Below are 22,990 nucleotides of genomic sequence, written 5' to 3'. Positions count from 1 at the left end.
TGGAGCGTTTGATGGCTTGTCAGGTAGGCGAGAGGGTGGACGCTGTGTGGCGTGGAGGCTCCATCGTAGTCTCGCCTGCACGATCACGGCGCGAGGGTCTTCGCCATTGTCAGCATGGGAGCCCCCGCCCCGCTATTGCAGACGTCCCGACGGAGGATTGCGTTCCCCCAATCGGGCCGCATATGCGAAAGAGCGGCCCGAATTCTCGGGCCGCCCCTGGTCAGTGGCGCTCCGTGTCTGACGCGACATCAGAAAACGAACTCCGTCGGTCTCATGGAGCGGACACCGGGCGTCTCACCCGTTCGACGCGAAGTCCGGAATGCGAGAAGTCCGGATTCGCGCCGACTTACGCGGCGCGGTGACTTACGCGAAATCCGGGAAGAAAATCTTCAGCTCGCGCTCGGCCGAGTCCTCGGAGTCGGAGGCGTGGATCAGGTTCTCGCGCACAATGCTGCCGAAGTCGCCGCGGACGGAGCCGGGGGCGGCGGCGATCGGGTCGGTGGGGCCGGCCAGCTGGCGGACACCCTCGATGACGCGCTCGCCCTCGACGACCAGGGCGACGACCGGACCCGAGGACATGAACTCGACCAGCGGCTCGTAGAACGGCTTGCCCTTGTGCTCGCCGTAGTGCGCCTCCAGCGTCTCCTGGCTCAGGCTGCGCAGTTCGAGCGCGCTGATCGTCCAGCCGGCCTTGCGCTCGATGCGGCCGATGATCTCGCCGATCAGGCCGCGGCGTACGGCGTCGGGCTTGAGCAGGACGAGCGTGCGCTGGGACATGGTGCGGGACTCCTCGTGGGGTCTGGCGGGTGCGGGTCCGCCAGAGGTTACAGGGCGTCACCACCGCGGGAACAGGCGGGCGGCGACCAGGCCGACGTCCCGGGGCTCAGGCCTGCGCCGCCCAGCGGGCCTTCGCCTCGTCGACCTTGCGGCCGAAGTGGACCGAGGCCCACCACAGGCCGGCGAAGCAGACGCCGAGGAGGAACATGATCGGGACGTAGAAGCCGCTGAGGATCAGGGCGATCTGAAGCGCCCAGCCGAGCTGCACTCCCCCCGGCCGCGTCACCATCCCGCACAGCAGCACGCTCAGCAGCATCGCGACACCGCACACGGTCCACACCACACCGGCCGACAGGCTGTCGTCCTTCATGGCGACGAGCCCGGCGAAGCCGATGATGAAGAACTCACCGATCAGGGTCGAGGAACACAACGTACGCACGGCTGATCAGCCCTTCCCCAGAAGCAGCCGGGCTTCGCCGACCGTGATCACGGAACCGGTCACGAGCACTCCCCCGCCCGCGTACTCGCCCTCTTCCTCGGCGAGCGTGATCGCGGCCTCCAGCGCGTCGTCGAGCCGCGGCTCGACCTGCACCCGGTCGTCGCCGAAGACCTCCACCGCGATGCCCGCCAGTTCGTCGGCGTCCATGGCCCGGTGGCTGGAGTTCTGCGTGACGACGACCTCCGCGAAGATCGGCTCGAAGGCCTCCAGGACGCCTCGTACGTTCTTGTCGCCGCTCGCCCCGACGACCCCGATGAGGCGGCTGAAGTCGAAGACCTCGCTGATCGCCTCCGCGGTGACCCGCGCGCCCGCCGGGTTGTGCGCGGCGTCGAGCACGACGGTCGGCGAGCGCCGCACCACTTCGAGACGGCCCGGCGACGTCGCCGAGGCGAACGCCGTCCGGATCGTGTCGATGTCGAGCAGGCGCTGGTGCTGCGAACCGATGCCGAAGAACGCCTCGACGGCGCAGAGCGCCACCGCCGCGTTGTGCGCCTGGTGCGCGCCGTGCAGCGGGAGGAAGACGTCCTCGTACTCGCCGCCGAGCCCGCGCAGCGTCACCAGCTGGCCGCCAACGGCGACCTCGCGGCGGACGACGCCGAACTCCAGGCCCTCGCGGGCCACCGTCGCGTCCCGCTCCACGGCCTTCTTGAGGATCACCTGCGCCGCGTCCACGGGCTGCTGCGCCATGATCACGGTGGCGTCCTGCTTGATGATCCCGGACTTCTCGCCGGCGATCTCGCCGGGCGTCTCCCCGAGCCGGTCGGTGTGGTCCAGGTCGATCGGGGTGATGACGGCGACCGAGCCGTCGATCACGTTCGTCGCGTCCCAGCTGCCGCCCATGCCGACCTCGACGACCGCCACGTCGACGGGGGCGTCGGCGAAGGCCGCGTAGGCCATGCCGGTCAGCACCTCGAAGAAGGACAGGCGGTACTCCTGCTGCGCGTCGACCATCTCCACGTACGGCTTGATGTCGTCGTACGTCTCGATGAAGCGCTCGTAATCGATCGGGGCGCCGTCCAGGCTGATGCGCTCGGTGATCGACTGCACGTGCGGCGACGTGTACCGGCCGGTGCGCAGGTCGAAGGCCGTGAGCAGGGCCTCGATCATGCGGGCCGTGGACGTCTTGCCGTTCGTGCCCGTGATGTGGATCGAGGGGTACGCCTTCTGCGGCTCGCCCAGCACGTCCATCAGCGCCGCGATGCGCGACACGGACGGCTCCAGCTTCGTCTCGCCCCAGCGCGTGGCCAGCTCGGCCTCCACGACCCGCAGCGCCTTCTCGACCTCGGGGTCCTGCGGCCGGGCCGGGATGCCGTCGCCCTGCGGCGGGCCGCCCTGCGCGCGCAGGGTGCGGCTGCCCGCCTCGATCACCGCGAGATCGGGGTCACGGGTGGTCTCTTCGCCGACGATCTCGTCGAACGGATCGGCGGCTTCTGCGGGGTCGTGGTCGCTGCTGTCGCGCGGGGGGAGGTCACTCACACCCGCCAGTCTACGGAGGTGCGCCGACAGTCCGCCCGACACCACCCCACGCCCGGTTTCGGGACTTTGGTCCTGTCCGTTTCGGGACCTTGGTCCCTCCGGAAGGCCGCGCGGCCCGGCAAACTTGCTGATCATGGACATAGGCATCGATCTCGGCACCGCCAACACCCTTCTCTACGTGCGCGGTCAGGGCATCGTGCTGAACGAACCGTCGGTCGTCGCCGTGAAGGCGGGCGGCACGTCGGGCGGGCGCGGGGACGTGCTCGCGGTGGGCAGCGAGGCGAAGGAGACCATCGGCCGCACCCCCGGCTCCATCACGGCGATCCGGCCGCTGCGGGGCGGCGTGATCAGCGACTACGAGGCGGCCGAGGCGATGATCCGGCACTTCGTACGGAAGGTGGTGCCGGGCCGGCGGCCCCGTACGCGCATGGTGGTGTGCGTGCCGAGCGGCGTCACGCCCGTGGAGCGGCGGGCCATCGTGCACGCGGCGCAGCGGGCCGGCGGGAAGGCCGTGCACCTGATCGAGGAGCCGATGGCGGCGGCGATCGGGGCGGGGCTGCCGGTGGCGGATCCGCGCGGGTCGATGGTCGTGGACATCGGCGGCGGCACCAGTGAGGTCGCCGTCATCTCCCTCGGCGGCGTGGTCGTCTCGCAGTCGCTGCGGGTGGGCGGCGACCGCTTCGACGAGGCGATCACGGAGTTCGTGCGCAAGGAGCACGGGCTGCTGATCGGTGAGCGGACCGCCGAGGACATCAAGGTCGCGATCGGCTCGGCGTGGCCGGTGCCGGGAGAGGACGCGTTCGAGATGCGGGCGTTCACCGTGCGGGGGCGCGAGAAGGTGGCGGGCCTGCCGAAGACGGTCGAGCTGACCGTGCGGGAGGTGCGGGCCGCGCTGGACGAGCCGGTGGAGTCGATCATCTCGGCGGTCAAGGCGACGCTGGAGGAGTGCCCTCCGGAGCTGTCGGGCGACGTGATGGAGCACGGGATCGTGCTGACCGGTGGGGGCGCGATGCTGCCGGGGCTCGATCTGCGGATCGCCTCCGGCACGGGGATTCCGGTGTTCGTGGCCGACGAGCCGTTGGACTCCGTGGCGTTGGGGTGCGGGAAGTGCGTGGAGGACTTCGACGGGTTGCAGCGCATGATGGCGGCGTAACCGGGTTCGTCCGACAGGTTCCGTGTCGCTGTGGTTGCGTTCGCGCAGTTCCCCGCGCCCCTGAAGAGGGCCCCTACGTCCGGGCCGGGAAAGTCGCCTCCACCTCGTACGTGGACCGCTCCGTCCTGCCCGCGCTGAAGGTGCCGCCCAGGGACAGGACGCGTTCCGCCATGCCTGCCGTGCCCCTGCCCGTGGAGACCGGGGGCTGCGTGGGTGCGGTCGTCGGCAGCGGGTTGGTGATCGTGGCGCGCAGGCGGTTGGCCACGACCGTCACCGTGACGGTCACCGGTTGGCCCGGGGCGTGTTTCGCGGCGTTCGTGAGGCACTCCTGGACCACGCGGTAGACCGCCGCCTGGCGCAGGGGGGACTGGGCGCGGGCCGCGTCGTCCACGTCGACCGTGGTGGCGTTGCCGGCCGCCGCGCTCTCCTCGGCGAGCCGGGGCAGGGCGTCGAGGCCGGGCGTGGGGGCGCCGCCGCCGGTGCCGCGGCGCACCACGATCTCGTTGAGCAGCAGGTGGGCCCTGCGCGCCGTCTCGGCCAGCTCGTCGAAGCCCTGCTCCCAGCGCTCGCCGCGGGCCCGCCGCGACAGCACCTCGGCCCGTACCGACAGCATCGTCAGCTCGCGGCCCACGAAGTCGTGCACGTCGCCCGCGACGTCCGAGCGCTCCTGCTGCACCGCTTCGAGCAGCGCGGTCTCGGCGCCCTTGGCCTCCAGGGCGCGTACGAGGTCGATGCGGCGCGCGGCGACACCGACACCGGTGGCGAGCACGCCCGTGGGGACGGCGAGGGCGAGGAACTGGCTCAGGCTCTGGCCGCCGCGGTGCACCGGCCAGTCGAGGAGGGCGAACGCGGCGCAGGCCCAGACGAGGTAGCCGCAGCAGGCGAGGATGCCGGAGGCCCGGCCCCGGTAGCGGGCCACGGAGTACAGGGCGAACTGGGCGAGCGTCACGTCGTGCAGCCAGCCGAGGAAGACGAGCCCGACGACGAACGGGAGCCAGGGCCCCCACGGTGCGCGGCGCCGCAGCAGCAGGGTCGCGGCGCCGAGGACGAGGACGACGGTGGCGGTCGTCCCGTTGAGCGCGTTGTCCGCCTTGGCGAGGCCGGGGATGTCGAGGCTCATCAGGACGAAACAGCCGCCGGCCGTGACGACGTCGACGGCGAACGGGGTGCCGCGCCAGCGCTCCAGCCGCGCCCAGACCCGACGCCCCGGAACGTCCGGAACCGCCGCGTCGGCCTCGTCGTGCATGGAGCCCCTTCTCCGCTGGGTGCGCCCGGTACGTTCCCTTTCTTACCTCGATCCGGCGCGCCGGGCAGCGCGAAGGCCCCGGACCCGCGCTCGGGTCCGGGGCCTTCGGCCGGGCTCTGGTCAGGCCTGCGGCAGCCGCTCCAACTGCGCCTGGATGCGGGCGATGTCCTCGTCCGCCTTCGCCAGGCGGGCGCGGATGCCCTCGACGACCTTCTCGGGGGCCTTGCCGAGGAACTTCTCGTTGCCGAGCTTGCCCTCGGCCTGCGCCTTGTCCTTCTCGGCGGCGGCGAGGTCCTTGGCGAGGCGCTTGCGCTCCGCGGCGACGTCGATCGCGCCGGAGAGGTCGAGCGCCACCTCGGCGCCCGCGACCGGCAGCGTGGCGGTGGCGGTGAAGCCCTCGCCCTCCGGCTGGAGCTTGAGCAGCTGCCGGATCGCCGGTTCGTGGGCGGCGAGCGCCGTGCCGTCCAGGGTCAGACGGGCCGGGACGCGCTGGCCCGCCTTGAGGCCCTGGTCGCCCTTGAAGCGGCGGACCTCGGTGACGACCTGCTGGAGCGTCGCGATCTCCTGCTCGGCGGCCTCGTCGCGGAAGCCGCCGGCCTTGGGCCAGTCGGCGATGACGATGGACTCGCCGCCCGTGAGCGTGGTCCAGAGCGTCTCCGTGACGAACGGGACGATCGGGTGCAGCAGCCGCAGCATGACGTCCAGGACCTCACCGAGGACCCGGCCGGACACCTTCGCCGGCTCGCCGCCGCCCATGAACGTCGTCTTCGACAGCTCGACGTACCAGTCGAAGACCTCGTCCCACGCGTAGTGGAAGAGCGAGTCGGAGAGCTTGGCGAACTGGTAGTCGTCGTAGAACGCGTCGACCTCGGCGACCGTCTTGTTGAGGCGCGAGAGGATCCAGCGGTCCGTCGCCGTCATCTGCGACGGGTCCGGCAGCGGGCCCTCGACCGTCGCGCCGTTCATCAGCGCGAAGCGGGTCGCGTTCCAGATCTTGTTGGCGAAGTTCCGGGACGCCTGGACCCAGTCCTCGCCGATCGGGACGTCGGTGCCGGGGTTGGCACCGCGCGCCAGCGTGAAGCGCAGCGCGTCCGAGCCGTACTTGTCCATCCAGTCCAGCGGGTCCACGACGTTGCCGAACGACTTCGACATCTTCTTGCCGTTCTCGTCGCGGACGAGACCGGTCAGCGCGACCGTCTTGAACGGGACCTCGCCGTCCATCGCGTAGAGGCCGAACATCATCATCCGGACGACCCAGAAGAAGATGATGTCGTGGCCGGTGAGCAGGACGTCGGTCGAGTAGAACTTCTCCAGGTCCGGCGTCTGCTCGGGCCAGCCGAGCGTGGAGAACGGCCACAGGCCGGAGGAGAACCAGGTGTCGAGGACGTCCTCGTCCTGCTTCCAGCCCTCGGCCTCGGTGCCCGGCGGCTGCTCGTCGGGGCCGACGCAGACGACCTCGCCGTTCGGCCCGTACCAGACCGGGATGCGGTGGCCCCACCACAGCTGGCGCGAGATGCACCAGTCGTTGAGGTTGTCGACCCAGTCGAAGTACCGCTTCTCCATCTCCTTGGGGTGGAGCGTGACGCGGCCGTCGCGGACCGCGTCACCGGCGGCCTTGGCCAGCGTCTCGACCTTGACCCACCACTGGAGCGACAGGCGCGGCTCGATCGTCGTCCTGCAACGCGAGCAGTGCCCGACGGAGTGGACGTACGGGCGCTTCTCGGCGACGACACGGCCCTGCTGGCGCATGGCGTCGACGATGGCGGAGCGCGCCTCGAAGCGGTCGAGACCCTCGAAGGGGCCGGGCGCGGTGATGATCCCGCGCTCGTCCATGATCGTCATGGTCTCGAGGCCGTGCCGCTGCCCGATCGCGAAGTCGTTCGGGTCGTGGGCGGGCGTGACCTTCACGGCGCCGGTCCCGAACTCGGGGTCGACGTGCGTGTCCGCGACGACCGGGATCGTGCGGTTGGTCAGCGGCAGCTTGATGCGCTTGCCGATGAGGTGCGCGTACCGCTCGTCGTCCGGGTGGACGGCGACCGCGGTGTCGCCGAGCATCGTCTCGACACGGGTGGTCGCGACGACGACCGTCTCGTCGCCCTCGCCGTACTTCAGCGAGACCAGCTCGCCGTCGTCGTCCTGGTAGTCCACCTCGATGTCCGAGATGGCGGTCAGGCAGCGCGGGCACCAGTTGATGATCCGCTCGGCGCGGTAGATCAGCTCGTCGTCGAACATCTTCTTGAAGATGGTCTGGACGGCCTGCGACAGACCCTCGTCCATCGTGAACCGCTCGCGCGACCAGTCGACGCCGTCGCCGAGGCGGCGCATCTGGCCGAGGATCTTGCCGCCGTACTCGTTCTTCCACTGCCAGACGCGGTCGACGAACTCCTCGCGGCCCAGGTCGTGCCGCGACTTGCCCTCCTCGGCGAGCTGCTGCTCCACCTTGTTCTGCGTCGCGATGCCCGCGTGGTCCATGCCGGGCAGCCACAGGGCCTCGAAGCCCTGCATGCGCTTGCGGCGGGTGAGGGCGTCCATGAGCGTGTGCTGGAACGCGTGCCCCAGGTGCAGGGAGCCCGTGACGTTCGGCGGCGGGATGACGATCGTGTACGGCGGCTTCTCGCTCTTCGCGTCGGCCGCGAAATAGCCCCGGTCCACCCAGCGCTCGTACAGCGCCCCCTCTACCTCGGCCGGCGCGTACTGGGTCGGCAGTTCGGAGGTGGGCACTGGGTTCTGCTGCTGAGAGTTCTCGGTCACGCCGCCAGTTTAGAGGGGTCACAAGCTCGTACTGAAACCGAATACCGGTGGACCGGATCGCACTGCCGTGCGCCAGGATGTCAGCAGCACATAAGCAACGGGAGGGACCACCAGCAATGAGCCACAACCAGCCGGGCCCGTACGGTAACCAGCCGCCCCAGCAGCCGGGTCCGTACGGTCAGCAGCCCCAGCAGCCGGGCCCCTACGGTCAGCCGCAGCAGCCCGGCCCGTACGGGCAGCCGCCGCAGGCTCCGCAGCCCGGCTACGGTTACCCGCAGCAGCCGCCCCAGCAGGCCCCCCAGGGCGTGCCCCCTCAGCAGCCGAACCCCTACGGCCAGCCGCCGCAGCAGCCGCCCGGCGGCTACGGGCAGCCCCAGCAGCCGGGCCCGTACGGGCAGCCGCAGCAGGCTCCTTACGGCCAGTACCCGCCGGCGCCGCCCACGGGCGGGGGCGGTGGCAAGAAGACGCTCGGCATCGTGATCGGCGCGGTCGTCGTCGTGGCGGCGCTCGGTGTCGGCGGCTACTTCGTCCTGGGCGGCGACGGCGGCGGCAGCGGCTCGTCCGTGGAGGACGACGGCGCGCACAAGCTGACGACGCCGGCCACCGTCCTCGGCGAGTACAAGAAGAGCAGCGCGAACGCCTCCAGCAGCGGCACCTTCAGCGAGAGCGACCTCGCGGAGGCCAAGAAGTGGGGCGTGACCGACCCCAAGAGCGTGAACGCCAGCTACGAGGCCGGCACCGGCACCACGGCCAAGGCGATCAACTTCGGTGGCGTGTACGGCGAGATCGAGGACCCGGAGAAGGTCGTCGACTCGATGTTCAGCGAGATGAAGAAGAAGTCCGAGGAGAACGGCGGCACCTCCGCCGGCGCCAAGGTCTCCTTCGAGGGCTCCCCCGAGAAGTTCGAGCCGGCCGGCTTCAAGAACGGCGTCATGAAGTGCCAGAACGCCAAGTACGAGATGCCGGGCGGCAGTTCGTCCACCTCGGGCGTGCCGTCCAGCTTCACGATGCCGATGTGCATCTGGGGCGACCACAGCACGGTGACGTACATCGTGTACTCGGACGCCGGCGCCATCGTCGCCAAGGAGGAGCAGCCGCTGAGCGAGGCGGCCGACACGACGGCGAAGCTGCGCGAAGAGGTCCGCGTCCCCGAGTAGGACCCGGGCACGGGCGTACGCGGAAGGGCCCCGGTCGGATCTCCGACCGGGGCCCTTCTCGTGCCAACCGCTGTGCCGCTAGGCCGACTTCTGCTCGCCGCTGCCGCCGCCTCGGGCGTCGCGCGGGATGAGCGTCGGGTTCACGTTCGACAGGACGACCTCCGCCGTGATGACGACACGCGCCACGTCCTTGCGGGACGGGACCTCGTACATCACCGACTGGAGGACCTCCTCCATGATGGCGCGCAGGCCGCGGGCGCCGGTGCGGCGCAGGATGGCCTGGTCGGCGATGGCCTCCAGCGCCTCGCGCTCGAAGTCCAGCTCCACTCCATCGAGTTCGAAGAGGCGCTGGTACTGCTTGACGAGTGCGTTCTTCGGCTCGACGAGGATCTGGAGCAGCGCCTCGCGGTCGAGGTTGTGCACGGAGGTGATGACCGGGAGGCGGCCGATGAACTCGGGGATCATCCCGAACTTCACCAGGTCCTCCGGCATGACCTCCTGGAACTGGTCCTTCTCCTCCAGCTCGCGCTTGGAGTGGAGGGTCGCGCCGAAGCCGATGCCCTTGGCGCCCGCCCGCGACTCGATGATCTTCTCCAGTCCGGCGAAGGCGCCGCCCACGATGAACAGCACGTTCGTCGTGTCGATCTGGATGAATTCCTGGTGCGGGTGCTTGCGGCCGCCCTGCGGCGGGACCGAGGCGGTGGTGCCCTCAAGGATCTTGAGGAGCGCCTGCTGGACGCCCTCGCCGCTCACGTCGCGCGTGATCGACGGGTTCTCCGACTTGCGGGCCACCTTGTCGATCTCGTCGATGTAGATGATCCCGGTCTCGGCCTTCTTGACGTCGTAGTCGGCCGCCTGGATCAGCTTCAGCAGGATGTTCTCGACGTCCTCGCCGACGTATCCCGCCTCCGTCAGCGCCGTCGCGTCGGCGATGGCGAACGGGACGTTGAGCATCCGCGCCAGCGTCTGCGCGAGGAGCGTCTTTCCCGAGCCGGTGGGACCGAGAAGAAGGATGTTGGACTTCGCGAGTTCGATCGCGTCGTCCCGCCCGTTCGCCCCGCCGTTCTCGCCGGCCTGGACGCGCTTGTAGTGGTTGTACACCGCGACGGACAGGGCCTTCTTGGCGGCTTCCTGTCCTACGACGTAGCTCTCGAGGAACTCGTAGATCTCGCGCGGCTTGGGAAGTTCTTCCCAGCGCACTTCGCTCGTCTCGGCGAGCTCTTCCTCGATGATCTCGTTGCAGAGGTCGATGCACTCGTCGCAGATGTACACACCGGGGCCTGCGATGAGCTTCTTGACCTGCTTCTGGCTCTTTCCGCAGAACGAGCACTTGAGCAGATCGCCGCCGTCACCGATGCGTGCCACGAGGTGCTTCCCCTTCGCCTGGGAGACGCCACGTTCAGCGGCTCCTGGTGCCTGTATCCGACGGTACCTTGCCGGGCCCCCCGTTCGGGCCCCCCTTGGCAGGGTTCACTTTGACGTGGACCGTGCCAAGGGGACGGCAGACGATACAGCGCCTACTACGCGATCGCCTCGTTGTTCATCTTGCGCGTCGAGATGATCTGGTCGACCAGGCCGTACTCGAGCGCGCCCTCGGCCGTGAGGATCTTGTCGCGCTCGATGTCGTCGCGGATCTTCTCGATCGGCGTCGTCGAGTGCTTGGCCAGCATCTCTTCCAGCTGCGTACGCATCCGGAGGATCTCGTTGGCCGCGATCTCCAGGTCGGAGAGCTGCTCACGGCCGGTGCCGCCGGAGGGCTGGTGGATCAGCACGCGCGCGTTCGGCAGGGCCATGCGCTTGCCCGGCGTACCGGCGGCGAGGAGCACGGCGGCCGCGGAGGACGCCTGCCCCATGCAGACCGTCTGGATGTCCGGCTTCACGAACTGCATCGTGTCGTAGATGGCCGTGAGGGCCGTGAACGAGCCACCGGGGCTGTTGATGTAGATGGAGATGTCGCGGTCCGGGTCCATCGACTCCAGGCACAGCAGCTGCGCCATGACGTCGTTGGCCGACGCGTCGTCGATCTGCACGCCGAGGAAGATCACGCGCTCCTCGAAGAGCTTCGCGTACGGGTCGTACTCGCGCACGCCCTGCGAGGTGCGCTCGACGAAGCGCGGGACCACATAGCGGTTGTCGACCTGGGGGCCCTGGTACAGGCCGCTGCCGGGGAAGTTGTTCATGGTCGGTGTTCCGTCCTGGTGAGGGTGGGCTGGGGTGGCTGTGCCGGCGTGATCGCGAGGATCAGGCGCCGGTGCCGCCGCCGCCCGGAACGCCCGTAGCGGCAGTGATGATCTCGTCGATGAGGCCGTACTCCTTGGCCTCCTCGGTGGTGAACCAGCGGTCGCGGTCACCGTCACGGATGATCGTCTCGACGCTCTGGCCCGAGTGCCGCGCGGTGATCTCGGCCATGCGCTTCTTCGTGCGCAGCAGGTACTCGGCCTGGATCTTCACGTCGGACGCGGTACCGCCGATGCCCGCGGAGCCCTGGTGCATCAGGATGTCGGTGTGCGGCAGCGCGAAGCGCTTGCCCGGCGTGCCGCCCGTCAGCAGGAACTGGCCCATGGAGGCGGCCATGCCCATGCCGATGGTGATGACGTCGTTCGGGATGTACTGCATGGTGTCGTAGATGGCCATGCCGGCCGTCACCGAGCCACCGGGGCTGTTGATGTAGAGGTAGATGTCCTTGTCCGGGTCGGCGGCAAGGAGCAGCATCTGCGCGGTGATCTTGTTCGCGATGTCGTCGTCGACCTGCTGGCCGAGGAAGACGATGCGCTCGCCGAGCAGCCGGTTGTAGACATGGTCGCCGAGGCCACCACCGATGGACGGCTCGCCTGCGGCGGAAGGCATCAGATTCGTCACGTATCCACCTGCTCGTCTCTGACGGCTACGCGCCGTCTCGCGTCTCTAGCTGGGGCCGGGGGCCGTGCGTCGACTCCCCTGCCCTCCTCTTCATGGACCCTAACGCGCGGGTCCCTCCGGGGAATCCCGCGATTGCAACTGTTCGCTGTGAGCGCAGGTTCGCTCCGCTCCTGCACGGCGCCCGGCCGCGGCTCCCCAGGGGCGCGGGGAACTGCGCAATCCACGCGCACGACCGCAGGCGGCCACAGGAACTCGGGGACAGCGCGTCTTGCGCCCTGCCGGGGTTGCGCGCGCAGTTCCCCGCGCCCCTGAAAAGCAGGCCCCCGGAACCTGGACGGTTCCGGGGGCCTGCTCACACGTTCCTGAGCGGAGCGGTTACTTGGACTCGGCCTCGACCTCGGCGGAGTCGGTGGCGGCCTCGGCGGCCTCCTCCGTCTCCTCCTCGTCGTCCTCCAGGTCGACGACCTCACCGTTGGTGTCCTTGACGGTGGCGGCCTCGACGACCACGGCAAGGGCCTTTCCGCGGGCGACCTCGCCGACCAGCATCGGGACCTGGCCACCCTCGACGACGGCCTGGGCGAACTGGTCGGGGGACATGCCGGAGGAGGCGGCGCGGCGCATGAGGTGCTCGGTGAGCTCCTCCTGGCTGACGTTCAGCTTCTCCTTGTTGACGAGCTCGTCGAGGACGAACTGCGTCTTGATGCCCTTGACGGCCTGCTCGCGCGTCTCGGCGTCGAACTCCTCGACCGTCTTGCCCTGGATCTCGAGGAACTTCTCGAGGTTCAGGCCCATCTGGCCGAGCTGGTGGTTCTCGAGGTTGTGCTTGCGGGTGTTGACCTCGTCCTCGAGGAGCTTCTCCGGGACGGGGACCTCGACCAGCTCGAGCAGCTTCTCCAGGACGCGCTCCTGGGCCTGCGTGGCCTGGTCGTACTGCTTCTGGTTCTCGAGGCGCTTGCGGCTGTCGGCCTTCAGCTCGTCGAGGGTGTCGAACTCGGAGGCGAGCTGCGCGAACTCGTCGTCCAGCTCCGGCAGTTCACGCTTGGCGACCTGGCTCACCTTGACGGTGACCTCGGCGTCCTTGCCCTCGGCGGAGCCGCCCTTGAGCTCGGAGTTGAAGGTGGCCTCGCCACCGGCCTCCAGGCCCTTGACGGCGTCGTCGATGCCGTCGAGGAGCTCGCCCGAGCCGATGGTGTACGAGACGCCGGAGGCGACGCCGTCCTCGAGGACCTCGCCGTCGACCTTGGCCTCCAGGTCGATCGTCACGACGTCGCCGTCCTCGGCGGCGCGCTCGACCGGAGCGGTGGAGGCGAAGCGGTCACGGAGCTGCTCGACGGCCTTGTCGACGTCCTCGTCGGTGACCTCGACCGCGTCGACCTCGACCTCGATGCCGGAGTAGTCCGGGATCTCGATCGTCGGGCGGACGTCGACCTCAGCGGTGAAGTTCAGCGTCTCGCCGTCCTTCAGGTCCGTGATGTCGACCTCGGGCTGACCGAGGACGTTGAGCTCCGCCTCGTTGACGGCCTCGGTGTAGAACTTCGGGAGCGCGTCGTTGACGGCCTCCTCCAGGACCGCACCGCGGCCGAAGCGCTGGTCGATGACGCGGGCCGGGATCTTGCCCTTGCGGAAGCCCTTCACCGTGACCTGCTGGTTGATCTTCTTGTACGCCGCGTCGAGGCTGTCCTTGAGCTCCTCGAAGGGCACCTCAATGCTGAGCCGAACCCGGGTCGGGTTCAGGGTCTCGACGGCGCTCTTCACGGTGGGTCTCCTTGGGGGCTGACTTCTGGGATCGTGCCCGGCTTGAGAGACACACGGGCATGCAGCTTGCATAGTAACGGCACGCCGCTGCGGACCCACAATGCGATCTTGGAGAACCCCGGGGCGACCGGGCCGGGGCCCGACGGTCGCCTTCCGAACGCTGGTCGGGGTGGCGGGATTTGAACCCACGGCCTTCCGCTCCCAAAGCGGACGCGCTACCAAGCTGCGCCACACCCCGTCGGTGCGACACGTAGGGTACATGCCCGCCCGCGGTGCGGCTCCCGCCCTGCGGGCCGCGGAAAACAGGGTGTGCACTCGACGCCCCGGACCCGCTACGATGCCTGCGTACCGCGGTCGCCGACCTGCGGTGCAGCCGTGCGGGCGTAGCTCAATGGTAGAGCCCTAGTCTTCCAAACTAGCTACGCGGGTTCGATTCCCGTCGCCCGCTCTCGCGAATGGCCTCCGGCCCGGATCCGCTCCTGTGGATCCGGGCCGGAGGCTTTTTCGCGGGCCTGCGCCGGGCGCCGTGGCCGCCGCGTCAGAAATTGATCGCGCTGATGCTGTCCGCGACCGAGTTGAGGAAGTTGTTGATCGCCGGCGCCATTCCGGTCGACGCGAGGAAGAAGCCGAACAGGATCGCGACTATCGCGGGCCCCGCTTTGAGCGAGCCGCCCCTCATGAGGACGACGAGGACGATCGCCAACAACAGCACAACTGACAGCGAAATGGCCACACTGATCACACCCTAGGTCGGTCCGCTCTCCCGGCCCGGGGGGTACAGGCCCCACCCCCCGCCAGAACCATCGTGCCACCAACCCGGCGCCCCTATGCGGCCCGTGACGCATCGTCGGCCACGCACCCGCGGGTTTCGGCTTGATCGTTTCTATCGTCCGGGCCGCCCCGGCCGGGCACCCCCCGTACGACCTGCAGGGTTTCTCTCAGTTTCCCCTTGGTTCGCACACAGGAAAACCAAGGAATTGCGATGTCCAATTACCACCTGGGCAACAACGGGCGAAACGGTCATTTCACCAGCCACGGACAAACCGTCCGAGCACAACCGCACAATCCGCATGTCGACTTCTGCGCAATCGGGGGTACCTGGAAACGCCAAGGAGGAATCGAGTTGAGGGTTTCACGAAATCGCAGGAGCGCCACTAAGGTGCCTCGGATGTTCCCCACTGCCATCATCCCCACTGGCGCAGTGCGGCCCCCCACGGTCTCCCCGAGTTCCTGGTGGGAGGGCCTGTGACCAACTCGCTGCACCCGCAGGGCGCGCACCGCACCGCGCTCCCGCCGGCCGCGCGGCCGGCGGCGGACGTCGCCCCCCAGCCCCCGAGGACCACGGCCGCCGCTCCGGCCGATGCCCCCAAACCCAAACAGCGCGACGCGTTCTTCGACAACGCCAAGTACCTCGCCATCGTGTTCGTCGCGATGGGGCACGCATGGGAACCGCTGACCGACGGCAGCCGTACCGCCGAAGCGCTGTACATGATCGTCTACACGTTCCACATGCCGGCGTTCATCATCATCTCCGGCTACTTCTCCCGCAGCTTCGACATGCGGCCCGACCGGCTGCGGCGCCTGATCACCGGCGTCGCCGTGCCGTACGTGATCTTCGAGGTCGCGTACAGCGTCTTCAAGCGGTACGCCGACGACGATCCCTCGCACCCGATCAGCCTGCTCGACCCGTGGTTCCTGACCTGGTTCCTGGTCGCGCTGTTCATCTGGCGGCTGACCACGCCGATCTGGAAGGTCGTGCGCTGGCCGGTCCCGCTCGCCCTCGCGGTCGCGGTGCTCGCCACGGTCTCCCCCGACATCGGCGACGACCTGGACCTCCAGCGCGTCCTCCAGTTCATGCCGTTCTTCGTGCTCGGTCTCGTCATGAAGCCCGAGCACTTCCAGCTCGTACGGCGGCGCGAGGTGCGGATCCTGTCCGTGCCGATCGCGCTGTGCGCCTTCGCGGTCGCCTACTGGGCGGCGCCGCGCATGTCGTCGGTGTGGTTCTACCACCGCGACAGTGCGCAGGAGCTGGGCTTCCCGTGGTGGATCGGCGTCATCATGACGCTCGCCCTGTTCGGCTGCTCGATCGTGCTCACCGCGTGCTTCTTCGCGTGGGTGCCGGGGCGCAGGACGTGGTTCACGGTGCTGGGCGCCGGGACGCTGTACGGGTATCTGCTGCACGGTTTCCTGGCGAAGGGCTCCCGGTTCTGGGGCTGGTTCGACGCGGACTGGACGCACCGGCCGTACGGCGAGATCGCCGTCACGCTGATCGCGGCGGCCGTCGTCACCGCGCTGTGCACACCGCCGGTGCAGCGCGCCTTCCGCTTCGCCATGGAGCCGAGGATGGCGTGGGCGTTCAAGAAGGACGCCACCGAGACGGCTCGGGCCAGGCAGCGCTCCTGAGGCCGCTCGGGTAAGGGTGGGTACGCGGGGACGACCCCGGCCCACCCCTACCCGAGCCACGAGGAGCCAGGCCCATGCAGATCGACCTGACGGGACGCACCGCCCTGGTCACCGGATCCACCCAGGGCATCGGCGCCGCCATCGCGACCGGCCTGGCCCGGTCCGGGGCGCGCGTCGGCGTCAACGGGCGGACGCGGGAGCGGGTGGACGAGGCCGTCGCCCGCATCCTGGACGACGCCCCCGGAGCGGATCTGGTGCCGGTGGCGGCCGACGTCACCTCCGAGGAGGGGCTGCGGGACACCGCCGCGGCGCTCCCCCACGTCGACATCCTCGTCAACAACCTCGGCATCTTCGGCTCCGCCGACCCGCTGGAGATCACCGACGCCGAGTGGCGCCGCTACTTCGAGGTCAACGTGCTGGCCGCCGTCCGGCTGATCCGCCATTACCTGCCCGGCATGAGCGCGCGCGGCTGGGGCCGGATCCAGAACATCGCCAGCGACTCCGCGGTGGTGATCCCCGCCGAGATGATCCATTACGGGATGTCCAAGACGGCCCTGCTGTCCGTGGCCCGCGGCTTCGCGAAGCAGGCCGCCGGCACCGGCGTGACCGTCAACTCCGTGATCGCGGGTCCCACGCACACGGGTGGCGTCGAGGACTTCGTGTACGAACTGGTCGACCGGGACCTGCCCTGGGACGAGGCGCAGCGCGCCTTCATGCGCGAGCACCGTCCGCAGTCCCTGCTGCAACGCCTCATCGAGCCGGAGGAGATCGCGAACATGGTGGTCTACCTGGCCTCCGACCAGGCGAGCGCCACCACCGGCGGCGCACTGCGCGTGGACGGCGGGTACGTGGACTCGATCCTGCCGTAGGCCCGTAGGCCCGTAGGCCCGTAGGCCCGTAGGTCTTGACGGTCGTAGGACCCTCAGTCGAGCCCCAACAGCGCGCGCATCCTCGCGTACTTCCTCGTCAATCGCTCCCGGGTCGGCTCGTCGAGGACGGCGAGGCGGTCCGGGTCCGCGTTGTGGGCCAGGTCCGCCTCCTTGACGAGGCGGGCGCCCGGGGTGTCGAGGATGCGCCGCGCGTACTCCTCGGGGGGCTCGCCGGGGTGCTTGGTCAGCGCGCGGACGATGCGCTTCGTCCGGGGCGGGAGCGCGGCCCCGGTCAGCCACTCCTCGGTGAGCGCGTCGTCCTCGACGGCGTCGTGCAGCCACGCCGCGGCGAGCTGCGCCTCGTCGCCTCCCCTGGCCCGGACCCCCTCGGCGACGGCCGCCAGATGTTCCGCGTACGGGCGGCCCGCCTTGTCCACCTGGCCTTCGTGGGCCCGCCGCGCGAGGGCTTCCACTTCCTTCGGCGTGAGCATGCCGCCGAGCCTCTCACACGGGACGGGCCGACGCCTCCAGGTCGTTTGGTAAGCTAAGTATTGACGTTTTCTTGACGTTCTCTTGACCAAAGCCTCTAGTCAGCCCTGACGACCGGGCTTCAAGACCAAGGAGGAACGGGCCCATCGGACACGCAGACACCTTGATCGCCATGGGCGGCGCCTTTCTCGCGGCAGCCGTCCTCGCCCGTCTGGGCGGGCGCATAGGCCTTCCCACCATTCCGCTCTTCATCCTGGCCGGGATACTCCTCGGCCCCCACACCCCGGGCGTCGTGCTGCTCTCCGACCCGCACGACCTGGAGATGCTCTCCGCGCTCGGCCTCGTCCTGCTGCTCTTCTATCTCGGCCTCGAGTTCCACATGGACGACCTCAAGGCGGGCGGCCGCAAGATGGCCCTCGCCGGCGGGACGTACCTCGCGCTGAACGTCGGCGCCGGCCTCGGTTTCGGATTCGCCCTCGGCTGGGGCACATCCGAGGCTCTGGTCCTCGCCGGGGTGCTCGGCATCTCGTCGTCCGCGATCGTCACCAAGGTGCTGGTCGACACCGGCCGGCTGGGCAATCCCGAGACCAAGCCCATCCTCGGCATCATCGTCGTCGAGGACATCTTCCTCGCCCTGTACCTGGCGGCCCTCCAGCCGATCCTGTCCGGCGCGGACTCGCTGTCGGCGGCCGTGCTCGACGGTGGCAAGGCCTTCGGCTTCCTGCTGCTGCTCGCGCTCGCGGCGCGGTTCGGCACGCGGGTCGTCGGCATGCTCTTCAACACCAAGGACGACGAGCTGCTCGTCATCTCCTTCCTCGGTGCCGCGGTGTTCGTGGCCGGGGTCTCCGAGTGGTTCGGGGTCGCCGACGCCATCGGCGCGTTCATGGTCGGTCTGATGCTCGGCTCGACCTCGTCCGGTGAGCGCATCCTGAAGCTGGTGCACCCGCTGCGGGACGCCTTCGGCGCGATCTTCTTCTTCGCCTTCGGCCTCTCCATCGACCCCGGTGACCTGCCGGTCGTGCTGTGGCCGGTGCTCGCGGCGGTCGCGCTGACCCTCGTCATGAACGTCCTCGCGGGCCTCGGCGCCGCGAAGATCTACGGCTTCGGGGCCGGACCCGCCGCGAACATCTCGACCACGCTCCTCGCCCGCGGCGAGTTCGCGCTGATCCTCGCCACGATGGCGGCGGGCGCCGGACTCGACGAGCGGCTCTCGCCGTTCATCGCGGGGTACGTGCTGCTGCTCGCGGTCCTCGGCCCGCTGGCGGCCGGCCGGTCCGGGTGGCTGGCCCGGATCCTGCCGATCAAGGAGCGGTCGCTCGCGGCCGACGAGCCACGGGTCGGCGTCGGGGTGTGACCCCCGCCGGGTCCCTCACGCGTCCCGGCAGATCAGCAGCAGCGCCCGGTCGTCGTTGACGTCCTTGGCGACCGCCTCGATGAGGTGCCAGGCCGCACCGTGGAAGCCGCCGGTCACGTACCGGTCGGCTTCCCCGGTGAGGCGGTCGATGCCCTCGCTGATGTCGCGGTCGGACGTCTCCACGAGGCCGTCCGTGAACAGCATCAGCACATCGCCGGGGCGCAACGTTCCTTTGGTCGCGTCGAACTCGGCCCCGTCGTACACGCCGAGGAGCGGGCCCTCGGCCGCCTTCTCCTCCCAGCGGCCCGTGCCCGCGCTGAGCTGGAGGCCCGGCGGGTGGCCCGCGGAGTACAGCTCGTAGTCCCCGGACTCCAGGTCCAGGACGAGGTGGATCGAGGTCGCGAAGCCCTCGTCCCAGTCCTGGCGCAGCAGATAGCCGTTGGCCGCGGGCAGGAACGCGTGCGGCGGCAGCGAGCCGAGCAGGCCGCTGAAGGCGCCGGCCAGGAGCAGCGCCCGCGAGGCCGCGTCCATGCCCTTGCCCGAGACGTCCGTGAGGACGACCTCCAGCGTCCGCCCGTTGTGGGTGCGGGCCGCCACCACGAAGTCGCCCGAGAAGGACTGGCCGCCCGCCGGGCGCAGCGCCATCTCGCGGTGCCAGCCCGGCGGCAGCTTGGGCAGCCGGCTCTGCGTACGGATCCGCTCGCGCAGGTCGAAGAGCATGGTGCCGCCGCGCCGCCAGGGCACGCCGACCCGGCTGCGGAACTGGGCGATGAGCAGCCCGAAGAATCCGCAGGCCGCGACCGTGAGCACGGTGCCGGGCGTGACGCCCGCCGCGCGCTGGGTGTACGGGCCGAGCTGGAACGATTCCACGATGAGCGCGGTGGCGGCCGCCGCGTACAGGCCGAGCAGGCTGGCGGGGCGCAGCAGCAGGCCGCCCGCGACGATCGGCAGGACGAGCGCGGAGGGCGCGCACCACACCGGGTTGAGGATCGTGGCGGAGGCGATCAGCGGGACGGTGAGCAGCAGTCCGGCCAGCGCGATCCAGTCCGAACCGTCGCCCCGGAAGTAGTCCACTCCGGACTTGCGCACGGCTGTGCGGACCCGGTGGACACGCATCCTCAACCGGGCCGGGAACGTATCGGCTTCCGCGCGCTGAACGCGCCGGCGCCGCTCTCGTCGTACCGCCATTGTTCGTGGACCTTATCCACCGGGTCCGTGCCCGCGCACGGGAGGTCCCACTTGTCCCCCTTTCCGGGCACGCCCGTCAGCTCCCGTACGCGAGGAAAATTCCCTCGCCCGTCGCTGCCCGCCCTGATAGGGATGGCGTATGGCGACCGAACTGCGCACGGTGCGGGACAGCGAGTGGGACGACTGGTACGCGAAGCTGGAGCGGGCCTTCGGCGGAGTGCTGGAAGCGCCGGAGGAGCGCGGCCTGTACCGGGAGCTGAGCGTCCTGGACCGTTCGATCGGGGCCTGGGACGGGGACGAGTGCGTGGGCACGGCGGGCGCCTTCCCGTTCCGTGTCGCGGTGCCCGGCGGGGCCTTCGTGGACGCCGCGGGCGTGACCATGGTCAGTGTCGCCGCGACCCATCGCAGGCGCGGCATCCTCACCTCCATGATGCGCCGTCAGCTCGACCACGTACGCGGGTGGGGAGAGCCCCTGGCCGTGCTCACGGCGTCCGAGCCCGTGATCTACGGGCGGTTCGGCTACGGCATCGGGACCCGCAAGGCCACGGTGCGGGTCCGGGCCCGGCACGTGACGGTCGGCGCGCCCGCGGAGGCCGACGGGGTGCGGCTGCGGTACGTGGACCCGGCGGCGGCCGCCGAGCGCTGCGAGGACGTGTACCTGCGGACCGTGGGGGCGCGGCCGGGCATGCTCGCCCGGACGCCCGGCTGGGAGCGGCTGCCGCTGCTCGACCCCGAGCAGGACCGGGACGGGGCCTCGGCGCTGATGTGCGTGGTCGCCGAGCGGGACGGGCGGACGGTCGGGTTCACGCGCTTCGCGGTGAAGCCGGAGTCCGCGCAGGGCCTCGACCACAACCGGGTCCTGGTGCGCGAGGTCACCGCGGACGAGCCGGCGGCGTACGCGGCGCTGTGGCGGTTCCTGTGCGGCATCGACCTGACGGAGACCGTGGAGTGCCACAACCTCCCGGTGGACGATCCGCTGTTCTCGCTGGTCTCCGACATCCGCCGGTGCGAGGTGCGGGTGCGGGACTCGATGCACGTACGCCTGGTCGAGGTCGGCGAGGCGCTCGAAGCGCGTACGTACCTCACGCCCGTGGACGTGGTGTTCGAGGTGACGGACGCCTTCTGCCCCTGGAACGAGGGGCGCTGGCGGCTCGCGGGCGACACGAAGGGGGCGTCCTGCAAGCGGACCGAGGCCCCGGCGGACATCGCCCTGTCCGTACGGGACCTGGGCGCGGCCTACCTCGGTGACGTGTCACTCCTGGAGCTGGCCGGGGCCGGTCGGGTGCGGGAGCTGCGGCCGGGGGCGCTGGCGGAGGCGTCGGTGGCGTTCGGCTCGGCGGTCGCGCCGTGGCTGCCGCACGGGTTCTAGCGGGGCGGTTGGCAGGTGGGGCACCAGAAGAGGTTGCGGGCCGCCAGTTCCGCCGTGCGGATCTCCGTGCCGCACAGGTGGCAGGGCTGGGGCGCGCGCCGGTAGACGTAGACCTCGCCGCCGTGGTCGTCGACGCGGGGCGGGCGGTTCATCGCCTCGGGGGTGTGCTCGGGGCGGACGGTGTCGATGCGGTTCAGGCGGACGCCCTCGTGCATGAGCGCCACCAAGTCGTCCCAGATCGCCGTCAGTTGGGCCCCGGTGAGGTTCTTGCCCGGGGTGTACGGGTCGATGCCGTGCCGGAAGAGGACCTCGGCGCGGTAGACGTTGCCGACGCCCGCGATGACCTTCTGGTCCATGAGGAGCGCGGCGATGGTGGTGCGGCTGCGGGAGATGCGGGCGTAGGCCCGGGTGGGGTCCTCGCCGGGGCGCAGCGGGTCCGGGCCCAGTCGGTCGTGGATCGCCTGCTTCTCGGCGTCCGTGATCAGGGCGCAGGTGGTGGGGCCGCGGAGGTCGGAGTAGTGGGTGCCGTTCGCGAGGCGGAGGCGGACGGTGTCCGTGGGGGGCGGGGCGGGGGTCTCGCCGAGGGTGTACTTGCCGAAGAGGCCGAGGTGGATGTGGATCCAGGCGTCCTCGCCCCCGAAGCCGAGGAAGAGGTGTTTGCCGTGGGCTTCGGTGCGGGTGAGCTTCTGGCCGGTGAGGAGGGCTGCCGCGTCGGAGAACTTGCCCTGGGGGCTGGTCACGGTGACCTTGCGGTCGGCGAAGCGGGTGGCGTGGTCCTGGGCGAGGCGGTGAATGGTGTGACCCTCAGGCACGCCGGTTCCTCTCGGTTAACCGTGGTTGACGTCCCGGGGCTCTGCCCCGGACCCCGCGCCTCAATCGCCGGCGGGGCTTGATGTGCGGAACCCGCGCCTCAAACGCCGGCGGGGCTTGAAGGTGCCCGACCCGCGCCGGATATCAAGCCCCTGCGGCGATTGAGCAGCGGGGTGCGGGGCGGAGCCCCGGTCTTTTGCAGCCCCGCCGGCGTTTGAGGCGCGGGGTCCGGGGCGGAGCCCCGAGGGGTCAGTCCTGCTGGGGGTGGTGGGCGGGGATCGCGGGGAGGGTGCCCGTTTCCTCGTACGCCGACAGCATGTCGATGCGGCGCTGGTGGCGCTCCTCGTTGGAGTAGGGGGTCGCCAGGAAGATCTCGACGAACTTCGTGGCCTCCTCCTCCGTGTGCATCCGCCCACCGATCGAGATCACGTTGGCGTTGTTGTGCTCCCGGCCGAGCGCAGCGGTCTGCTCGCTCCAGGCGAGGGCCGCACGGACGCCCTTGACCTTGTTCGCGGCGATCTGCTCACCGTTGCCGGAGCCGCCGATCACGATGCCGAGGGCGTCGGGGTCCGCCGCCGTCCGCTCCGCGGCGCGGAGGCAGAACGGCGGGTAGTCGTCCTGGGCGTCGTAGATGTGGGGCCCGCAGTCGACGGGCTCGTGGCCGTGGGCCTTGAGCCACTCGACCAGGTGGTTCTTGAGTTCGTAGCCGGCATGATCCGAGCCGAGGTACACGCGCATGAGTCCGAGTGTGGCACGCCGCGCCCCGGGTAGCCGCCTCCGGGTACCCGGCACAGTCCGTCGTGACCTTGACAACGATCCGGACTCAAAGCTTCCG

Annotated in this window: 20 protein-coding genes and 2 tRNA genes; 7 read left to right on the top strand and 15 right to left on the bottom strand. The window is 70.0% G+C overall.

The genetic code is table 11. The features are described from left to right. Positions 1 to 363: 363 nt before the first annotated feature. From ndk to folC, 3 genes are all read right to left on the bottom strand, one after another. Entirely contained in the window at positions 364 to 777 is a 414-nt protein-coding gene (gene ndk, locus ACYBSK_RS05425) for a nucleoside-diphosphate kinase (protein ID WP_457475691.1), read from the bottom strand. Between the two features lie 106 nt (positions 778 to 883). Next, a complete protein-coding gene (locus ACYBSK_RS05420) occupies positions 884 to 1,216 on the bottom strand; it encodes a DUF4233 domain-containing protein (RefSeq protein WP_457475690.1) in 333 nt (110 codons plus the stop codon). Between the two features lie 6 nt (positions 1,217 to 1,222). Beyond that, complete coding sequence (folC, locus tag ACYBSK_RS05415) at positions 1,223 to 2,752, bottom strand: bifunctional tetrahydrofolate synthase/dihydrofolate synthase (RefSeq protein WP_460245342.1); 1,530 nt, start codon at positions 2,750 to 2,752, stop codon at positions 1,223 to 1,225. A gap of 133 nt (positions 2,753 to 2,885) precedes the next feature. Between folC and ACYBSK_RS05410 the strand changes: the two genes are divergently transcribed. Then, entirely contained in the window at positions 2,886 to 3,905 is a 1,020-nt protein-coding gene (locus ACYBSK_RS05410) for a rod shape-determining protein (RefSeq protein WP_457475688.1), read from the top strand. A gap of 73 nt (positions 3,906 to 3,978) precedes the next feature. Here ACYBSK_RS05410 and ACYBSK_RS05405 read toward each other — a convergent pair whose 3' ends face one another. Beyond that, complete coding sequence (locus tag ACYBSK_RS05405) at positions 3,979 to 5,151, bottom strand: sensor histidine kinase (RefSeq protein ID WP_460245341.1); 1,173 nt, start codon at positions 5,149 to 5,151, stop codon at positions 3,979 to 3,981. Positions 5,152 to 5,271: 120 nt separating this feature from the next. Next, positions 5,272 to 7,902 carry a valine--tRNA ligase gene (locus tag ACYBSK_RS05400; protein WP_460245340.1) on the bottom strand — a complete coding sequence of 877 codons (2,631 nt, stop codon included), beginning with the start codon at positions 7,900 to 7,902 and terminating at the stop codon, positions 5,272 to 5,274. A gap of 116 nt (positions 7,903 to 8,018) precedes the next feature. On the opposite strand from ACYBSK_RS05400, the gene ACYBSK_RS05395 reads away from it, so the two are divergent. Further along, positions 8,019 to 9,059 (top strand): hypothetical protein, encoded by a 1,041-nt coding sequence (locus tag ACYBSK_RS05395; protein WP_457475685.1) that lies wholly within the window; start codon positions 8,019 to 8,021, stop codon positions 9,057 to 9,059. Between the two features lie 78 nt (positions 9,060 to 9,137). Here the strand turns inward: ACYBSK_RS05395 and clpX are convergent, their stop codons facing one another. From clpX to ACYBSK_RS05370, 5 genes are all read right to left on the bottom strand, one after another. Beyond that, positions 9,138 to 10,424, bottom strand: coding sequence for an ATP-dependent Clp protease ATP-binding subunit ClpX (gene clpX / locus ACYBSK_RS05390; protein ID WP_457475684.1), 1,287 nt, complete (start codon positions 10,422 to 10,424; stop codon positions 9,138 to 9,140). Positions 10,425 to 10,579: 155 nt separating this feature from the next. Beyond that, a complete protein-coding gene (locus ACYBSK_RS05385) occupies positions 10,580 to 11,239 on the bottom strand; it encodes an ATP-dependent Clp protease proteolytic subunit (RefSeq protein ID WP_457475683.1) in 660 nt (219 codons plus the stop codon). 61 nt (positions 11,240 to 11,300) lie between these two features. Beyond that, positions 11,301 to 11,906: an ATP-dependent Clp protease proteolytic subunit gene (locus ACYBSK_RS05380; protein WP_457481663.1), complete on the bottom strand. Its 606-nt coding sequence runs from the start codon at positions 11,904 to 11,906 to the stop codon at positions 11,301 to 11,303. Between the two features lie 387 nt (positions 11,907 to 12,293). After that, the gene (tig, locus tag ACYBSK_RS05375) at positions 12,294 to 13,673 is read right to left on the bottom strand and encodes a trigger factor (protein ID WP_460245339.1); all 1,380 of its coding nucleotides are present in this window, start codon (positions 13,671 to 13,673) and stop codon (positions 12,294 to 12,296) included. Positions 13,674 to 13,834: 161 nt separating this feature from the next. Then, positions 13,835 to 13,911, bottom strand: a tRNA-Pro gene (locus ACYBSK_RS05370). A gap of 139 nt (positions 13,912 to 14,050) precedes the next feature. Here ACYBSK_RS05370 and ACYBSK_RS05365 point away from each other — a divergent pair. After that, positions 14,051 to 14,121: transfer RNA gene (locus ACYBSK_RS05365), tRNA-Gly, on the top strand. Between the two features lie 90 nt (positions 14,122 to 14,211). Here the strand turns inward: ACYBSK_RS05365 and ACYBSK_RS05360 are convergent. Beyond that, positions 14,212 to 14,406, bottom strand: coding sequence for a hypothetical protein (locus tag ACYBSK_RS05360; RefSeq protein ID WP_457475681.1), 195 nt, complete (start codon positions 14,404 to 14,406; stop codon positions 14,212 to 14,214). Positions 14,407 to 14,918: 512 nt separating this feature from the next. On the opposite strand from ACYBSK_RS05360, the gene ACYBSK_RS05355 reads away from it, so the two are divergent. Both ACYBSK_RS05355 and ACYBSK_RS05350 read left to right on the top strand, forming a co-directional pair. Then, complete coding sequence (locus tag ACYBSK_RS05355) at positions 14,919 to 16,076, top strand: acyltransferase family protein (RefSeq protein ID WP_460245338.1); 1,158 nt, start codon at positions 14,919 to 14,921, stop codon at positions 16,074 to 16,076. Positions 16,077 to 16,150: 74 nt separating this feature from the next. After that, positions 16,151 to 16,945, top strand: coding sequence for an SDR family NAD(P)-dependent oxidoreductase (locus tag ACYBSK_RS05350; RefSeq protein ID WP_457475679.1), 795 nt, complete (start codon positions 16,151 to 16,153; stop codon positions 16,943 to 16,945). 53 nt (positions 16,946 to 16,998) lie between these two features. Here the strand turns inward: ACYBSK_RS05350 and ACYBSK_RS05345 are convergent, their stop codons facing one another. Next, positions 16,999 to 17,436 (bottom strand): HD domain-containing protein, encoded by a 438-nt coding sequence (locus tag ACYBSK_RS05345; protein ID WP_460245337.1) that lies wholly within the window; start codon positions 17,434 to 17,436, stop codon positions 16,999 to 17,001. 170 nt (positions 17,437 to 17,606) lie between these two features. Here ACYBSK_RS05345 and ACYBSK_RS05340 point away from each other — a divergent pair, with 170 nt between their 5' ends. Then, positions 17,607 to 18,788: a cation:proton antiporter gene (locus tag ACYBSK_RS05340; RefSeq protein ID WP_457475677.1), complete on the top strand. Its 1,182-nt coding sequence runs from the start codon at positions 17,607 to 17,609 to the stop codon at positions 18,786 to 18,788. A gap of 15 nt (positions 18,789 to 18,803) precedes the next feature. On the opposite strand, the gene ACYBSK_RS05335 is transcribed toward ACYBSK_RS05340, so the two are convergent. Continuing rightward, entirely contained in the window at positions 18,804 to 19,976 is a 1,173-nt protein-coding gene (locus ACYBSK_RS05335; RefSeq protein ID WP_457475676.1) for a PP2C family protein-serine/threonine phosphatase, read from the bottom strand. Positions 19,977 to 20,115: 139 nt separating this feature from the next. On the opposite strand from ACYBSK_RS05335, the gene ACYBSK_RS05330 reads away from it, so the two are divergent. Next, on the top strand, positions 20,116 to 21,345 hold the full coding sequence (locus ACYBSK_RS05330; protein ID WP_460245336.1) for a GNAT family N-acetyltransferase: 1,230 nt from the start codon (positions 20,116 to 20,118) through the stop codon (positions 21,343 to 21,345). Here the strand turns inward: ACYBSK_RS05330 and ACYBSK_RS05325 are convergent. Both ACYBSK_RS05325 and ACYBSK_RS05320 read right to left on the bottom strand, forming a co-directional pair. Next, positions 21,342 to 22,157: an Fpg/Nei family DNA glycosylase gene (locus tag ACYBSK_RS05325; protein ID WP_460245335.1), complete on the bottom strand. Its 816-nt coding sequence runs from the start codon at positions 22,155 to 22,157 to the stop codon at positions 21,342 to 21,344. The two genes, ACYBSK_RS05330 and ACYBSK_RS05325, sit on opposite strands and share 4 nt — an antisense overlap. A gap of 247 nt (positions 22,158 to 22,404) precedes the next feature. Next, the gene (locus ACYBSK_RS05320; RefSeq protein ID WP_457475673.1) at positions 22,405 to 22,893 is read right to left on the bottom strand and encodes a ribose-5-phosphate isomerase; all 489 of its coding nucleotides are present in this window, start codon (positions 22,891 to 22,893) and stop codon (positions 22,405 to 22,407) included. Positions 22,894 to 22,990: the final 97 nt, after the last annotated feature.

This window comes from Streptomyces sp. BYX5S, from assembly GCF_054724165.1.
This window is presented reverse-complemented; position numbering and strand designations above follow the sequence as displayed.

What these genes read in the sequence shown, in the direction of transcription:
- ACYBSK_RS05345 (WP_460245337.1), bottom strand. Translation starts at nt 17,436, where the DNA reads ATGCTCACGCCGAAGGAAGTGGAAGCCCTCGCGCGGCGGGCCCACGAA.
- ACYBSK_RS05395 (WP_457475685.1), top strand. Translation starts at nt 8,019, where the DNA reads ATGAGCCACAACCAGCCGGGCCCGTACGGTAACCAGCCGCCCCAGCAG.
- ACYBSK_RS05385 (WP_457475683.1), bottom strand. Translation starts at nt 11,239, where the DNA reads ATGAACAACTTCCCCGGCAGCGGCCTGTACCAGGGCCCCCAGGTCGAC.
- ACYBSK_RS05330 (WP_460245336.1), top strand. Translation starts at nt 20,116, where the DNA reads ATGGCGACCGAACTGCGCACGGTGCGGGACAGCGAGTGGGACGACTGG.
- ACYBSK_RS05405 (WP_460245341.1), bottom strand. Translation starts at nt 5,151, where the DNA reads ATGCACGACGAGGCCGACGCGGCGGTTCCGGACGTTCCGGGGCGTCGG.
- ndk (WP_457475691.1), bottom strand. Translation starts at nt 777, where the DNA reads ATGTCCCAGCGCACGCTCGTCCTGCTCAAGCCCGACGCCGTACGCCGC.
- ACYBSK_RS05335 (WP_457475676.1), bottom strand. Translation starts at nt 19,976, where the DNA reads ATGGCGGTACGACGAGAGCGGCGCCGGCGCGTTCAGCGCGCGGAAGCC.
- ACYBSK_RS05340 (WP_457475677.1), top strand. Translation starts at nt 17,607, where the DNA reads ATGGGCGGCGCCTTTCTCGCGGCAGCCGTCCTCGCCCGTCTGGGCGGG.
- ACYBSK_RS05380 (WP_457481663.1), bottom strand. Translation starts at nt 11,906, where the DNA reads ATGCCTTCCGCCGCAGGCGAGCCGTCCATCGGTGGTGGCCTCGGCGAC.
- ACYBSK_RS05350 (WP_457475679.1), top strand. Translation starts at nt 16,151, where the DNA reads ATGCAGATCGACCTGACGGGACGCACCGCCCTGGTCACCGGATCCACC.
- ACYBSK_RS05320 (WP_457475673.1), bottom strand. Translation starts at nt 22,893, where the DNA reads ATGCGCGTGTACCTCGGCTCGGATCATGCCGGCTACGAACTCAAGAAC.
- ACYBSK_RS05410 (WP_457475688.1), top strand. Translation starts at nt 2,886, where the DNA reads ATGGACATAGGCATCGATCTCGGCACCGCCAACACCCTTCTCTACGTG.